Genomic DNA, 15,583 nt, shown 5'->3' on the forward strand with positions numbered 1-15,583 from the left:
GCGTCGAGTCAGCGGATGACGAGCGCGTCTTCCAGAAGCTTCGCCTGCTCCTGGTTGTGACGCTTGAGCAGGCCGGTGGCCGGCGACGCGGCGGCCGGACGGCCGACGTAGCTGGGGCGCGAGGCCTTGTGCTCGATCGAGGTGAGGGCGCCTTCCAGACGGCGGTCGACGAAGGCCCAGTAGCCCTGGTTCTCCGGCTCCTCCTGGCACCACACGACCTCGGCGTTCGGATAGCGGGCGAACTCCTCGGTCAGGGCGGAGCGGGGGAACGGGTAGAGCTGCTCCAGCCGGACGAGCGCCACGTCCTTGATGCCGCGCGCGGTGCGCTCCTGCAGCAGGTCGTAATAGACCTTGCCGGTGCAGACCACGATGCGGCGGATCTGCTCGTTCGGCAGCAGGTCGGTGGCCGTCTCGCCCAGCACGCGGCGGAAGTTCGTGCCCTCGGCCAGCTCCGACAGGCTGGAGACGCACAGCTTGTGGCGCAGCAGCGACTTCGGCGTGAACAGCACCAGCGGCTTGCGGAAGGGCCGGCGCATCTGGCGGCGGAAGGCGTGGAACAGGTTCGCCGGGGTCGTCAGGTTGCAGATCTGCCAGTTGTCCTCGGCGGACATCTGCAGGAAGCGCTCCGGACGGGCCGAGGAGTGCTCCGGACCCTGGCCCTCGTAGCCGTGCGGCAGCAGAAGCACGAGGCCGGACATGCGCAGCCACTTCGACTCGCCCGACGAGAGGAACTGGTCGATGATGGTCTGGGCGGTGTTGGCGAAGTCGCCGAACTGCGCTTCCCACAGGGTCAGGCTGTGCGGCTCGGCCAGCGAGTAGCCGTATTCGAAGCCGACCACGGCGGCCTCGGACAACGGGCTGTCATGCACCTCGAACGGGCCCTGGTCGGGACGCAGGTGGTTCAGCGGGATGTACTTGTTCTCGGTGTTCTGGTCGTACATCACCGCATGGCGGTGCGAGAAGGTGCCGCGGCCGGAATCCTGGCCCGACAGGCGGACGCCGTTGCCCTCGACCAGCAGCGTGCCGTAGGCGAGCGCTTCCGCGGTCGCCCAGTCGATGCCCTCGCCGGTCTCCAGCGACTTCTTCTTGGCCTCGAGCTGGCGGGCGATCTTCGAGTTGATCGCGAAGTCCTTCGGGTACTCGCAGAGCTTGTTGCCGACCTCGCGCAGCACGTCGATCGCCACGCCGGTGTTGCCCTTGCGCTCGTCGTCGGTCTTCGCGGCCTCCAGGCCCGACCACTTGCCTTCCAGCCAGTCGGCCTTGTTCGGCTTGAAGGAGTTGGCGGCCTCGAACTCACCCTCCAGCTTCTTCATGAAGTCCTGGATCATCTGATCGGACTCGGCCTGGGTGAGGACGTTCTCCTCGACGAGCTGCTTGCCGTACAGCTCCCGCGTGGTCCCGTGGGCGCGGATCTTCTTGTACATCAGCGGCTGGGTGAAGCCCGGCTCGTCGCCCTCGTTGTGGCCGTGGCGGCGGTAGCAGACCATGTCGATCACCACGTCCCGCTTGAACTTCTGGCGGAATTCGGCGGCGATGCGGCTGATGTGGACGACGGACTCGGGGTCGTCGCCGTTGACGTGGAAGATCGGCGCCTGGACCATCTTCGCCATGTCCGAGCAGTAGACGCCGGACCGCGAATAGGTCGGGTTCGTGGTGAAGCCGATCTGGTTGTTGATGATGAAATGCACGGTGCCGCCGGTGCGGTAGCCGCGCAGCTCCGACAGGCCCAGCGTCTCGGCCACGATGCCCTGGCCGGCGAAGGCGGCGTCGCCGTGGATCAGCACGCCCATGACCTGCTCGCGCTCCAGGTCGTTGCGCTGCGCCTGCTTGGCGCGCACCTTGCCCAGCACGACCGGGTTCACCCATTCCAGGTGGGACGGGTTGGCGGTCAGCGACAGGTGGACGATGTTGCCGTTGAAGTCGCGGTCCGACGAGGTGCCGAGATGGTACTTCACGTCGCCCGAGCCCTGCACGTCCTGCGGGCTGGACGGGTTGCCCTGGAACTCCGAGAAGACCGCGGCGAAGGGCTTGCCCATGAAGTTGGTCAGCATGTTCAGCCGGCCGCGGTGGGCCATGCCGACGACGACCTCCTTGAGGCCGAGCTGGCCGCCGCGCTTCAGGATCTGCTCCAGCGCGGGGATCATCGACTCGCCGCCCTCAAGGCCGAAGCGCTTGGTGCCGGTGTACTTGAGCTGGAGGAACTTCTCGAAGCCCTCGGCGGCGATCAGGCGCTCGTAGATGGCGCGCTTGCCGTTCACCGTGAATTCGGTGTGGTTGCGCCCGCCCTCGATGCGCTCCTGAATCCAGGCCTTCTCTTCCGGATCCTGGATGTGCATGAACTCGACGCCGATGTTCCCGCAGTAGGTCTTCTGCAGGATCTCCAGGATCTGGCGCAGCGACGCCGTCTCCAGGCCCAGCGAGTAGTTCAGGAAGATCGGGCGGTCCATGTCGCCCGGACCGAAGCCGTAGGTCGCCGGGTCCAGTTCCGGGTGCGGCTCGCGCTTCTCGAGACCCAGCGGGTCGAAATGCGCGTTCATGTGGCCGCGCACGCGGTAGACGCGGATGAGCATCAGCGCGCGGATGCTGTCGAGCGTCGCGGCGCGCAGCTGCTGGTGGCTGATGCCGCCATAGACCTGCTGGGCATGGGCGACGAGGCCGGCGTTGCCGTTGGTCGCGGCCGGGGCGCCGATGCTTTCCAGCGAGGCGGCGACGGGGTCGAGCGCGCCGTTGGCGAGCGTGCCCTCCTCAAGACTCCAGGACGGGCCGTTCAGCTCGTTCAGGACGGCGCGGGAGTCGTCGTCCAGCTCCCTGAAGAAGCCGTTCCAGCTCGAATCCACCGAGGAGGGGTCCTTCAGGAAGCGCGCGTACAACTCCGCGACATATTCGGCGTTCGAGCCGAACAGGAACGAGGTCTTCTCCAGATTAGCGGACATATGTTTGCCTCGGGCGTTTGCCCGGTTCCCTCAGAGAGTTTTTTTGCTTGTCGCTGGGACCGAGCGGCCCCCGGATCTCCGGGAGGAGACAGGGGGCCGCCGGTCCTTCGGCAGTCGGCGGGAATATGGGGTCCCGCCTACCGCTTTATCAGCCCTTGAAGACCTTCAGCATGGTGGAACCCAGGCTGGCGGGGCTGTCGGCGACGGCGATGCCGACGGACTTCATGAACTCGATCTTGAAGTCCGCGGTGTCGTTGCCGCCGGAGATCACCGCGCCGGCGTGGCCCATGCGGCGGCCCGGAGGCGCGGTGCGCCCGGCGATGAAGCCGACGACCGGCTTCTTGGTCCCGGAGTCGCGGATGAACTCCGCGCCCTTGACCTCGGCGTCGCCGCCGATCTCGCCGATCATGATGATGCCCTCGGTCTCCGGGTCCTTCAGGAACAGCTCCAGGCTGTCCACGAAGTTCGTTCCGTTCACCGGGTCGCCGCCGATGCCGATGCAGGTCGTCTGGCCCAGGCCCGCCGCGGTGGTCTGCGCCACCGCCTCGTAGGTCAGCGTGCCCGAGCGCGAGACGATGCCGATCTTGCCGCGCTTGTGGATGTGGCCGGGCATGATGCCGATCTTGCACTCGTCGGGCGTGATGATGCCCGGGCAGTTCGGCCCGATCAGACGGGTCTTGGAGTTGCTCAGGGCGCGCTTGACGCGCACCATGTCGAGCACCGGGATGCCCTCGGTGATGCACACCACCAGCGGGATCTCGGCGTCGATCGCCTCCAGGATGGCGTCGGCGGCAAACGGCGGCGGCACGTAGATGACGCTGGCGTTGGCGCCGGTCTTCTCGACCGCGTCGGCCACCGTGTCGAAGACCGGCAGGTCGAGGTGCTTGGTGCCGCCCTTGCCCGGGGTGACGCCGCCGACCATCTTGGTGCCGTAGGCGATCGCCTGCTCGGAATGGAAGGTGCCCTGGGCTCCGGTGAAGCCCTGGCAGATCACCTTCGTGTTCTTATCGACGAGAACAGCCATCTTACGCGGCCTCCTTCACGGCCTTGACCACCTTCTCGGCGGCGTCGGCGAGGTTGTCGGCCGACAGGATCGGCAGACCGGACTCAGCAAGGATCTTCTTGCCCAGCTCGACGTTCGTGCCTTCCAGACGGACGACCAGCGGAACGTGCAGGTGCACCTCGCGGGCCGCCGCGACCACGCCTTCGGCGATGACGTCGCAGCGCATGATGCCGCCGAAGATGTTGACCAGGATGCCTTCGACGTTCGGGTCGGAGAGGATCAGCTTGAAGGCCGCGGTGACGCGCTCCTTGGTGGCGCCGCCGCCGACATCGAGGAAGTTGGCCGGCTCGCCGCCGTACAGCTTGATGATGTCCATGGTCGCCATCGCCAGGCCGGCGCCGTTGACCATGCAGCCGATGTTGCCATCCAGCTTGACGTAGTTGAGGCTGTGCTTGGCCGCCTCGATCTCGGCCGGGTCTTCCTCGGCCTCGTCGCGCAGCTCCTCGACGTCCTTGTGACGGAACAGGGCGTTGTCGTCGAAGCTCATCTTGGCGTCGAGCGCCAGGATCTCACCCGAGCCGGTAACGATCAGCGGGTTGATCTCGACGATCGCGCAGTCCAGGTCGACGAAGGCCTGGTAGGCGGCGACGATGAACTTGGCGGCGGCGGAGACCTGCTTGCCCTCGAGGCCCAGCGCGAAGGCGACCTTGCGGGTGTGGTAGCCCTGGATGCCGGTGGCCGGGTCGATGGCGACCTTGACGATCTTCTCCGGCGTGTTGTGGGCGACCTCCTCGATCTCCATGCCGCCTTCGGTGGACGCCATGATGGTGACGCGGCCGGTGGCGCGGTCGGTCAGCATGCCGAGATACAGCTCGCGCTTGATGTCGGCGCCTTCCTCGACGTAGAGGCGCTTGACCTCGCGGCCGTCCGCACCGGTCTGCTTGGTGACCAGCACGTGGTTCAGCATCTCGGCGGCGTTCTTGCCGACCTCCTCGATGGACTTGACGACGCGGACGCCGCCCTTGCCCTCGGGGTTGTCCTTGAAGCGGCCGGCGCCGCGGCCGCCCGCGTGGATCTGCGACTTCACGACCCACACCGGGCCGCCCAGCTCGCGGGCGACGGTCTCGGCTTCCTGCGGGGTGTAGGCGACGCCGCCGCGGGGCACCGCGACGCCGTACTTCTTCAGCAGGCCTTTGGCCTGATACTCATGGATGTTCATCGGGCGTCCATCTGTTTTTATGGTCGGCTGACAGAGTGTGGTCGGCTGACGATGGGCGAAGATCGGGCAGGCGTTTCCTGCTGGCGGGCGCGCCAGGGCGCAAGTCTTCGTGGGAGCTGAGTCCTTCAGGAAGCCTTACGCCGGCTGGCGCGAACGTCCGCGGTCACTGTACCACCCGGCGCGGACGGTTCAACCGTCCGCGCCGGGGCGACAAGGCCGCAGGCCGTCGCGCAGGCAAAAAACAGGCCGCCTTAAGAGGCGGCCTTCTCAGCCTGCTGCTTCTTGACCACCTCGACGAGCTGCTTCACAGCGTCGACCGAGTGATCGAACATCTTCTTCTCTTCCGCGGAGAGTTCGATCTCGATGATCTTCTCGACGCCACCAGCGCCGATGATCGTCGGGACGCCGACGTAGAGGTCGTTCTGGCCGTACTGGCCGGTCAGGTAGGCGGCGACCGGAACGACGCGCTTCTGGTCCTTCAGGTAGGACTCGGCCATCTGGATGGCGGACGCGGCCGGGGCGTAGAAGGCCGAGCCGGTCTTCAGGAGCTTGACGATTTCCGCACCGCCGTCGCGGGTGCGCTGCACGATGGCGTCCAGCTTCTCCTGCGTGGTCCAGCCCATCTTGACCAGATCCGGCAGCGGGATGCCGGCGACGGTCGAGTAGCGGACGAGCGGGACCATGGTGTCGCCGTGGCCGCCCAGCACGAAGGCGGTGACGTCCTCGACCGACACCTTGAACTCGTCGGCCAGGAAATAGCGGAAGCGGGCCGAGTCGAGCACGCCGGCCATGCCGACGACGCGCTCCGGCGGGAGGCCGGAGGCCTGCTGGAGCACCCAAACCATCACGTCCAGCGGGTTCGTGATGACGATGACGAAGGCGTTCGGGGCGTACTTCTTGATGTTCTCGCCGACGGTCTGGCAGACGCCGGTGTTGATGCCGATCAGGTCGTCGCGGCTCATGCCCGGCTTGCGCGGCACGCCGGCGGTGACGATCACGACGTCGGCGCCTTCGATGACCGAGTAGTCGTTGCCGCCGCTGAGCTTGGCGTTGAAGCCTTCGACCGGCGAGGTCTCAGCCAGGTCGAGAGCCTTGCCCTCCGGCATGCCTTCGGCGATGTCGAACAGGACGACGTCGCCGAGTTCCTTCTGGGCAGCGAGCAAAGCCAGCGTGCCGCCAATCTGGCCGGCGCCGACGAGCGCAATCTTCTTGCGAGCCATGGAGCGTTTCCCTAAGCGTGAGCGTCCCCCATTCAGCGGAGGACAGAACCGATTGAGTTTAGCGTCCTAGGGATCCAGCGCCCTGAGATTTCGAGGGCGGTTCCTAGCGCGATTCCGGCCCGAGGGCAAGCGTGACCGCAAGCACGAGGCACGGAACTGTGCAATCGATTACGGCGAATGGCCGGAACGGCAAACAGGAATTTGGCGTTGCGGGTGCGGCGCACTATTCTTTGGATAGGTTTTCAAGGCTGTTCGGGATTGGGGGGAAGAACCATGATTCGCTTTGCACCGGCATTTTGCCTGACTGTGACGCTGGCCCTGGGGAGCGGCGGTGCGGCCTTGGGACAAACCGTCGCAGATTATGAGACCGCACTGGCCAAGGCTCCATTGGCCGGTGCGCTGCCGGGCGAGGCGGCGGCCGGCGCTCCAGTGAATACCCCGTCGGCCACCGACATCCTGTATTGCCGGCCCGTGTCGAACTATGTGTACACCTCCGTCCCGCCGGGGGAGCGCAGCGGCATCGTGGTGCCCTTGGTGGCCTTCGACGGGCCGAGCGACCCGGCGACCCTGCGCAAGCGCGCCCTGTGCGAGGATGTGCGCCGGATGGCGGTGATCCAGTTCGATTCCGGGTCGGGCGAGGAGATCGTCACCCCACCGCAACTGATCGACACCGATCCGTCGCGCCCGCTGTATCAGAACGATCCGACGCTGGCCCCCGACACGCGGCGTGCCCCGGCGCGCCGGCCGCTGGAGATCCAGTAAGGGAAATAACGGGGACAGCGCTCCACGGCGTCAGGAACGGACGCCGTAGAGCGCGAGGTGGCGGGTCATGTCCGCCGCGGGCAGCGGGTAGTCGGTGCCCTGGCGGGCGTTCAGCACGGCGCGCGGCGGAATGCCGGCGGCACGGACCTGCACCCGCATGGCGCAGCGCATCGAGTAGCCCGCGCGCCAGACCAGGGCGGTGACAGCGCGGGCATCGCCGGAGCGCAGGATGTCGTCCACGATTCCCGGATGGACGGCGGCGCGCAGGGCCAGGGCGGCGCGGACGAAGTCCGTTTCCTCCCAGGACAGGGCGTCGCCGAGCGCCGTCTCGTCCAAGGCGCCCTGCCGGTGCAGGCGGACGGCGCGGCGCCCCGGCGACTCGGCGGGATCGCGCCCTTCGACCCAGGCGACGCGGCGGCGGGTCACGGCGGCGACCTCCGCCGCGGTGACCGCGTCCAGATCGGTGCGGCGGCGCAGCAGGTCGGCCACCGAGTCGTCGACGAACTCCGCCAGCCGCAGGGCCAGCCGTTGCGACAGGGCGGGGCGGCTGGCCAGCTTGGCCTGCCAGTCCGGATGGCCGCCCGACCGCTCCACCAGATCCTCCAGCCGGTCTTCGGGGATGACCGCGCCGTCGTTGTCCAGCAGGACGCCCGTGGCCTCCGCATCGCCCGTGTCGACGATGGCGCAGGACAGCGGCGCGCTGACCGCCGGCCGCCGCGCGATGGCCGACAGCGCCCAGCCCGCAGGGTGGCTGGCGATGATCTCCAGCAGGTCGTCGTCGGTCAGGGTGGCGCAGCAATGAAGGATCGGCTCCGCCACCGAACGCTCGACGTCGCGGGCCAGCGTGCGCGCCACGGCGGGCGGGGCGCAGGCGACGTCCTTCAGGGCCCCAGCCAGCGCCGTCCGCACATGGGCCGCGTGATCGCGGGCCAGCCGCTCCAGAGTGCGCAGGGCGGTGGCGGTGGCCTTGTCCTGGCGGTCTGGGGGCAGGTCGGGCAGCAGCCGGCACAGCTTGCGCGCCAGATGCGCGCGGACTCCGGCATCGCCCATCCCGGCCCGCCGCGATTCGACCAGCGCCGTGCCGACGCGGCGGCGGACCGGTTCCGGCGCAGGAGGAGCGGGGGGAGAATCGTCGAACAGATAGCCGAGTAGGTCCGGGTCCACCCCGTCGTCCGCGGAGGAGTCTTCCCGCGGCACCGAGCGGGCCGCGCCGGGACGGTCGTCCTCTTGATCGGGGTGGGGGGCCTGACGTGGCTGCATCTGAATATCCAACGACGCGCCGGTTAACGGGCCGCTAATGGGGCCGAACTTGTCACCGGCGTCCGCTGTGCGCAACCATACCCTGCGCCGCCAATCCTGCCATCGGTTGATGCTGTCAAAGCGTCGAAAAGCGGAGGTTGAAAAGAAAAAGGGCCGCAACCCCGATGGGGCGCGGCCTTGAAGAGTTTAGGGAGGAAACGCACTGCAAAAGCAGTAACGGGGCGGATCATAGGCTTTGACCTTAGCGGATGGTAATACCAAGTTGGTATTGGTGCGGTGCGGTGTGCGCATGGCGATGCGGGAATAAAATGTTGTTTGCCCAGCGGGTGGGCAGGATTTCGACCGTTTGCACACATTCGAGCCGAACAGGCGGATGATGGAAACGCAAACGATCGGATTGGGAGTATTGTTTGTGACCAGAACTATGGCGGGTGAAGTCTCGTCGAATGCTGAGAGACATCCATCCGGGCATGCCCTTGGGCGCCACCTTCCTTGAAGGCGGTGTGCATGCCGGGCGGATTGTTCGTGAGGCTTGCCGGTCCGCTGGGAAAACCCTCCCCCGCGGCGGGCCGCGGCACGGGGGAGGGGAGAAGGCCGATGGACGGTGCTCAGGCAGCCAGCTTCTCGCGGATCAGCGCCTTGGTCTCGTCCAGGCCGTAGAGCTGGATGAAGGAGCCCATGCGCGGGCCGGTGGTCTGGCCGAGCAGCACCTCGTAGAGCGCCTGGAACCAGGCGCGCAGCTCGGTGAAGCCATGCTCCTTGCCCACGGCGAAGACCTCGTTCTGGATGACGTCGCCCGCCGCGTCGGCGGGGATGGTGTCCAGACGCTTCAGCAGCTCCTCCAGCGCGGCGCGCTCGGCGTCGGTGGGGGCGCGGAAGCGTTTCGTCGGCTTCACCTGATCCTGGTAGTAGCGGACGGCGTAGCCGACCAGCTTGTCCAGGAAGGGGCTGTTCTCCGGCGTCGCCTCGGGCGCGTAGCGGCTGATGAAGCCCCACATCACGTCCTTGGTCTCGGCGTTCGCCGCCCCGGCAAGGTTCAGCAGCAAGTTGAAGGACACGTCCGACCGCACCGCCGGCGCCGTGCCGTTGTGGATGTGCCAGGCCGGGTTCTCCAGCGCCTTGGCCGGCTCCTCCACCGGCAGCTTGGCGACGAAGGCCAGATACTCGTCCACCGCCCGCGGGATCACGTCGAAATACAGGCGCTTGGCCGACTTCGGCTTCTGGAACATGTAGAGGGCGAGGCTCTCCGGCGGGGCGTAGGCCAGCCACTCCTCCATGGTCAGGCCGTTGCCCTTGGACTTGGAGATCTTCTGTCCCTTGTCGTCGAGGAACAGTTCGTAATTGAAGCCCTGCGGCGGGGTGCCGCCGAGGATGTTGACGATCTTTCCGGCCAGCTCGGCCGACGGGATCAGATCCTTGCCGTACATCTCGTAATCAACGCCCAGCGCGTACCAGCGCATGCCCCAGTCGGGCTTCCACTGGAGCTTCACATGGCCGCCGGTGACCGGCACCTCGACCTTCTTCCCGTCCTCGTCCTGGAAGACGATGGTGCCGGCGTCCACGTCGCGCTCCAGCACCGGGACCTGCAGCACGCGCCCGGTGGAGGGGGAGACGGGCAGGAACGGGCTGTAGGTCTGCTGGCGCTCCTCGCCCAGCGTCGGCAGCATGACGGCCATGATCTCGTCATAGCGCCGCAGCACGCCGAGCAGCGCCTCGTCGAAGCGGCCGGACTTGTACCAGTCCGTGGAGGACTGGAACTCGTACTCGAAGCCGAAGCTGTCGAGGAAGGCGCGCAACCGCGCGTTGTTGTGCGCGCCGAAGCTGTCGTGCGTGCCGAACGGGTCGGGGACCTGGGTCAGCGGCTTGCCGAGGCTGGCGGCCACCAGCTCCTTGTTCGGGATGTTGTCCGGGACCTTGCGCAGCCCGTCCATGTCGTCGGAGAAGCAGAAGAGCTTGGTCGGGATGTCACTCATCCGCTGGAAGGCCTGACGGACCATGGTGGTGCGCGCCACCTCGCCGAAGGTGCCGATGTGCGGCAAGCCCGACGGACCGTAGCCGGTCTCGAACAGGACGTAGCCTTTGGCCGGCGGCTCTTTCGCGAAGCGCGCGACCAGTTTGCGCGCCTCCTCGAACGGCCACGCCTTCGCCTGCAACGCCAATTCCCGCTCGCCGGTCATGGTAGAGCCCCTTCAAAACTCGACGGATATGTAGAAAGGCAGCGACCCTAGGGCGCAGCGCGCCGTCCGTCAACGGGCGCCGCTTGTCCGTTTCACGGTTCGGGCGCATGTCTGGATGTGGATCACCCGCCGAGGACCCGCATGAGCTGGTTGTTTCTGTCCGTCGCCATCGCCTTCGAGATCGTGGGCACCGTCGCCATGAAGATGTCCGACGGCATGACCCGCCTGTGGCCCAGCCTGGCGGTGGTGGCCTGTTATCTGGTGGCCTTCGCGATGCTGGCCCAGGCGCTGCGCGAGATCGAGGTCGGCGTGGCCTACGCCATCTGGTCGGCGGTCGGCACCGCGGCCATCGCGGCGATCGGGATTTGGGTGTTCGGCGAGTCGCTGAACTTCCTGAAGCTGGCGGGGATCCTGCTGATCGTCGCGGGGGTGGTCAGTCTTCGGATGTCGGGGGGCGGGGCGTAGGCCCTCATGCCCGGATGTCGAGCGACGGACCAGGGCCGGCCGCAACCGTCGGCACGCCGTCGCGGAACAGGGGCATGTCCTTCAGATCCTTGACATAGCCGCCGGTGGCGACGGACTCGGGCGACGTGTCCTTGAGGCGATCCATCGCGCCCTTGATCATGGCGACCAGCGGGCTCTCGCTGTCGAGATCGTCCGGCTCGCGGCCGCTGCTCCGCATCGACTGCTCATAGCCGAACTGGGTGGCGGCGCGTTGGACCGCCCAGTTGGCCGAGCCCTTCTCCTCGTCGCTGACGCCCTCCAAGAAGGCGACGCCGGCCCGGAAGCGGGCGGCGTGATCGTTGCCCGTCGGGTCCGCGGCCATCATGGCCTGCCCCTGCTGCTGAGACATGATCGATTGGGCGGTGTCCTGCTCGTCCTTGGAAAAGCTGCCGTCGCTGTTGCTGGCGATGGCGAAGAGGGAGCGGCGGTCGAGCCCGCCATAGACGGTGTCCCAACTTTCCTGGGTGGCGTGCATGTAGTCCATCGGCTTGCCGTTCGCGGCCAACTCCGCGTATTTGGCGTCGATGGCCGCCCGTGCCTCCTTGGCGACGGTCGCGAAATCCTTCTTGCCCGCGGCCTGGATCGAGGTCTGGGACGCCAGGGACGCCTGGGCCGACTCTGACAGCGTGACGACCGCAGCCGCGTCGCGCGTGCCGTTGGAGGGGCCGCCGGTTGCTTCTTTCGCTTCCGCTGCGTGCTTGGGAGCGGACGATGTCGTGGCGGACAGGGGGGCCGGCTGCCGGGCCGCACCCACCGATGGCTCCGTGACGTTCATCTGACGGCTCTCCCGTTGCCGAGGTTTGCCAACAATCGAAGAATGTCGGTAAGCCGAAACACTCCGTCGCCTATGGCATTCAGATCAGATTACCACAGGCTGTATTGACGGTCGACAATCAAGTTCTCAGGTTGAAAAACTGCCGGCAAAGCCTAGCGTGCGCAGTCGGCCAGCCCGTCCCGTTCCACCACGGCCATGCGCCGCTCGATGACGCCGGCCCGCCGCGCCACATAGGCGCCGGGCGGGTTCGGGGACCAGTTGCGGGGGTTGGGCAGGACGACGGCCAGCAGGGCGGCCTCGCGGCGGGTCAGGGCCGAGGCCGGCTTCTTGAAATGGTGGCGGGCGGCGGCTTCGGCGCCGTAGACGCCGTCGTCCCACTCCACGCTGTTCAGATAGACCTCCAGGATGCGGCTCTTCGGCCACAGCGTCTCGATCAGCAGGGTGAACCACGCCTCAATGCCCTTGCGGGTCCAGCTGCGGTCCGGCCAGAGAAAAGCGTTCTTGGCGGTCTGCTGGCTGATCGTGCTGCCGCCGCGCAGGCGCCGGCCCTCCTCGTTGTCCTCGAAGGCGCCTTCGATGGCCGCCCAGTCGAAGCCGCCGTGGCCGCAGAACAACGTGTCCTCCGACGCGATGACGGCGCGGGCGAGGTGGGGAGAAATTTGCGACATGGGCACCCAGTCGTGCGCCAGCCCGGACCCTCCGGCGGCGCGGATCAGCATCAGGGGCGTGGCCGGCACCGGCACCACGCGGTAGAGCGCCGCCCAGCCGACGCTGAAGGCCACCAGGGCGACGGCCAGGGCCATCAGGAGTCTCAGCAGACGCCGGACCGGAAACCGCATGCGCTCGACCTCTCCTCTGCGACGCTCAAGGGCGGGGGAGCACTTTCGAGGGGGCGGGCCGATCGGTCAACACGGGTTTGCTCGCATTGCGGCGGCGGGGACCTTTATACTGCGCGCCATGGATCTGACCTCGGCGCCCTCCCTCCCGTCCTTCAGCCTCGATGACGCGCCGGCCTTGGTCGCCGGCGCGCGGCGCGTGGTTCTGCTGACCGGCGACGGGGAGGTGGAGGAATTGCCGCCCGCCGCCGCGGCGAAGCGGGCGCGCCGCCAGCCGCCGCTGGTCTGCCACGCGCGGGCGATGGCGCGGCGGCTGGGGACGGAGCCCTTCGCCGCCTTCGACCTGCTGGAGCTGTTCGCCTTCGTCCTGCCCGCCCGCTTCTGCGTGCCGACCCCGCGCGGGTTGGCCGAGGCGCTGGACCTGCCGATCCCCGACGGGCTGGAGGACGACGCGCTGGCCCTGCACCGGGCGGTGCGCAAGCTGCTGGGGTTGCTCGGCACGCCGGGGCGCGAGGAGGCGTCTGACCCCGTGGCCTTCGCCTGGGAGATGGGGCGCGCCGGCTGGCTGTGGGCGCCCGCCGTTCTGGCCGCGCTGGGCAAGCCGGACGGGCCGGAGAAGGGCGCCGCACGTGCCGGCCTGCGCGTCTGGACCCGCATCAAGGAATGGCAGGACGGCCCGCCCGAGCCGCCGCCCGCCCATCACCCGGTGGAGCCGGACGAGGCGCGCCGCCGGCTGTCGGTGATGCTGTCGGCCAGCGTGCCCGGCAAGGTGGCCGAGCCGCGCCCGCAGCAGGCCGACTATGCCAGCGCGGTGTCCGCCGCCTTCGCCCCGCGCCCCGCGCCCGACACGCCGAACGTCGTTCTGGCGGAGGCCGGAACGGGCGTCGGCAAGACGCTGGGCTATCTGGCGCCGGCCACGGTGTGGGCGGAGAAGAACGGCGGCACGGTGTGGATCTCCACCTACACCCGCAACCTCCAGCACCAGATCGACGCGGAGCTGGACCGTCTCTACCCCGAGCCGGCGACCAAGGCGCGCAAGGTCGTGCTGCGCAAAGGCCGGGAAAACTACCTGTGCCTGCTGAACCTGGAGGAGGCCGTCCGCGGCATGCCGATGCAGCCCCACCACGCCATTGGGGTGGGGCTGATGGCGCGCTGGGCGGCGGCGACGCGCGACGGCGACCTGACCGGCGGCGACTTCCCCGGCTGGCTGGTCGACATCGCCGGGCGCGGGCGGACGCTGGGCCTCGCCGACCGGCGGGGCGAGTGCATCTACTCCGCCTGCGACCATTACGCCCGCTGCTACATCGAGAAAAGCGTGCGCCGCGCCCGCAAGGCCGACGTGGTGATCGCCAACCACGCGCTGGTCATGGTGCAGGCCGCGCTCGGCGGCGGTGAGGAGCCGACGCTGCCCACCCGCTATGTCTTCGACGAGGGGCACCATGTCTTCGACGCGGCGGACAGCGCCTTCGCCGGGCATCTGACCGGGCGCGAGACCCAGGAGCTGCGGCGCTGGCTGCTGGGGGCGGAGGAGACGGGGCGCAGCCGCGCCCGCGGGCTGAAGCGCCGCATCGAGGATCTGGTCGCCAGCGACGAGCGGGCGCAGGAGTTGATGGACGCGGTGATGCTGGGCGCCCGCGTCCTGCCGGCGGAGGGCTGGGCGGCGCGGCTGTCCGCCGACAACCTGCAGGGGCCGACCGAAGCCTTCCTGCTCGCCGCGCGGCGTCAGGTCTATTCCCGCACGGCGGGGCAGGGCGGCCCCTACAGCCTGGAGGCCGACAAGGCCTATCCGGTGGACGGGCTGCTCGACGCCGCCGAGGCGCTGGAAGCGGCGCTCGTCCGGCTGTCGGAACCGCTGGCCGGGCTGGCCAAGCGGCTGGCCGCAAGGCTGGAAGACGAGACGGCGGAGCTGGACAGCGACCAGCGGCGGCGCATCGACGCCATGGCGCGCAGCCTGACCCGGCGCGGCGTGCTGACGGTCGAGGCGTGGCGGGCCATGCTGAAGACGCTGCCGGTGGAGACCCCGGCGCAGTTCGTCGACTGGTTCGCGGTGGAGCGGATCGACGGGCGCGACGTCGATGTCGGGCTCTACCGCCACTGGATCGACCCTACCGTTCCCTTCGCCGAGGCGCTGGCCGGGCCGGCGCACGGCATGGTGGTCACCTCGGCCACCCTGACCGACGGCACCGGCGATGTCGCCATGGACTGGCAGGCGGCGGAGGACCGCTGCGGCGCCAGCCATCTGCCGAAGCCGGCGCTGCGCGCCCAGGTGCCGTCGCCCTTCGACTACCCCAACCGCACGCGGGTGATGGTGGTCACCGACGTGCGCAAGGACGATCTGGGGCAGGTGGCGTCGGCCTACCGCACGCTGTTCCAGGCGGCGGGGGGCGGGGGCTTGGGGTTGTTCACCGCGATCAGCCGGCTGCGCGCCGTCTACGACCGCATCGTGGAGCCGCTGGACGCTACCGGCGTCCCGCTCTACGCCCAGCATGTCGACCCGCTGGACGTGGCGACCCTGATCGACATCTTCCGGGGGGAGGAGCACGCCTGCCTGCTCGGCACCGACGCGGTGCGCGATGGGGTGGACGTGCCGGGCCGCTCGTTGCGGCTGATCGTGTTCGACCGCGTGCCCTGGCCGCGCCCCGACATCCTGCACCGCGCCCGCCGCGACGCCTTCGGGCGGCGGCGCTACGAGGACATGATCGCGCGGTTGCGGCTGAAGCAGGCCTTCGGCCGGCTGGTGCGGCGGGCCGACGACACCGGGGTGTTCGTGCTGCTCGACCCGATGATGCCGAGCCGCCTGTTCGGCGCCTTCCCAGAGGGGGTGGAGGTCCGCCGCGTCGGCATCAAGGAGGCGGTGGAGGCGACGGCGGGGTTCCTGCGGGGCTGGTAGACGG

11 protein-coding genes are annotated in these 15,583 nt (G+C 68.5%); 3 read left to right on the forward strand and 8 right to left on the reverse strand.

Annotated elements, in window-relative coordinates; translation table 11 throughout:
• Positions 1–8: 8 nt before the first annotated feature.
• From ACWPXE_RS19565 to mdh, 4 genes are all read right to left on the reverse strand, one after another.
• The gene (locus ACWPXE_RS19565; protein ID WP_454019104.1) at positions 9–2,933 is read right to left on the reverse strand and encodes a 2-oxoglutarate dehydrogenase E1 component; all 2,925 of its coding nucleotides are present in this window, start codon (positions 2,931–2,933) and stop codon (positions 9–11) included.
• 148 nt (positions 2,934–3,081) lie between these two features.
• Positions 3,082–3,957, reverse strand: coding sequence for a succinate--CoA ligase subunit alpha (sucD, locus tag ACWPXE_RS19570; protein WP_059398577.1), 876 nt, complete (start codon positions 3,955–3,957; stop codon positions 3,082–3,084).
• 1 nt (position 3,958) lies between these two features.
• Positions 3,959–5,155 (reverse strand): ADP-forming succinate--CoA ligase subunit beta, encoded by a 1,197-nt coding sequence (sucC, locus tag ACWPXE_RS19575; RefSeq protein WP_454019105.1) that lies wholly within the window; start codon positions 5,153–5,155, stop codon positions 3,959–3,961.
• A 251-nt stretch (positions 5,156–5,406) separates the two neighbouring features.
• A complete protein-coding gene (mdh, locus tag ACWPXE_RS19580) occupies positions 5,407–6,375 on the reverse strand; it encodes a malate dehydrogenase (RefSeq protein WP_237902896.1) in 969 nt (322 codons plus the stop codon).
• A gap of 273 nt (positions 6,376–6,648) precedes the next feature.
• Here mdh and ACWPXE_RS19585 point away from each other — a divergent pair, with 273 nt between their 5' ends.
• A complete protein-coding gene (locus ACWPXE_RS19585; RefSeq protein ID WP_454019106.1) occupies positions 6,649–7,137 on the forward strand; it encodes a hypothetical protein in 489 nt (162 codons plus the stop codon).
• Between the two features lie 30 nt (positions 7,138–7,167).
• Here ACWPXE_RS19585 and ACWPXE_RS19590 read toward each other — a convergent pair whose 3' ends face one another.
• Together ACWPXE_RS19590 and ACWPXE_RS19595 are read right to left on the reverse strand one after the other, a co-directional pair.
• On the reverse strand, positions 7,168–8,397 hold the full coding sequence (locus tag ACWPXE_RS19590; RefSeq protein WP_454019107.1) for a DUF2336 domain-containing protein: 1,230 nt from the start codon (positions 8,395–8,397) through the stop codon (positions 7,168–7,170).
• A 608-nt stretch (positions 8,398–9,005) separates the two neighbouring features.
• Positions 9,006–10,574 (reverse strand): lysine--tRNA ligase, encoded by a 1,569-nt coding sequence (locus ACWPXE_RS19595; protein ID WP_454019108.1) that lies wholly within the window; start codon positions 10,572–10,574, stop codon positions 9,006–9,008.
• A gap of 141 nt (positions 10,575–10,715) precedes the next feature.
• Here ACWPXE_RS19595 and ACWPXE_RS19600 point away from each other — a divergent pair, with 141 nt between their 5' ends.
• Positions 10,716–11,039: a DMT family transporter gene (locus ACWPXE_RS19600; protein WP_038529606.1), complete on the forward strand. Its 324-nt coding sequence runs from the start codon at positions 10,716–10,718 to the stop codon at positions 11,037–11,039.
• Between the two features lie 4 nt (positions 11,040–11,043).
• On the opposite strand, the gene ACWPXE_RS19605 is transcribed toward ACWPXE_RS19600, so the two are convergent.
• Together ACWPXE_RS19605 and mtgA are read right to left on the reverse strand one after the other, a co-directional pair.
• Positions 11,044–11,853, reverse strand: coding sequence for a hypothetical protein (locus ACWPXE_RS19605; protein WP_454019109.1), 810 nt, complete (start codon positions 11,851–11,853; stop codon positions 11,044–11,046).
• Between the two features lie 152 nt (positions 11,854–12,005).
• On the reverse strand, positions 12,006–12,692 hold the full coding sequence (gene mtgA / locus ACWPXE_RS19610) for a monofunctional biosynthetic peptidoglycan transglycosylase (protein ID WP_454019110.1): 687 nt from the start codon (positions 12,690–12,692) through the stop codon (positions 12,006–12,008).
• Between the two features lie 118 nt (positions 12,693–12,810).
• Here mtgA and ACWPXE_RS19615 point away from each other — a divergent pair, with 118 nt between their 5' ends.
• Positions 12,811–15,579 carry an ATP-dependent DNA helicase gene (locus ACWPXE_RS19615; protein ID WP_454019111.1) on the forward strand — a complete coding sequence of 923 codons (2,769 nt, stop codon included), beginning with the start codon at positions 12,811–12,813 and terminating at the stop codon, positions 15,577–15,579.
• The last annotated feature ends 4 nt before the right edge of the window (positions 15,580–15,583 follow it).

It is taken from the genome of Azospirillum sp. Marseille-Q6669, from assembly GCF_965111635.1.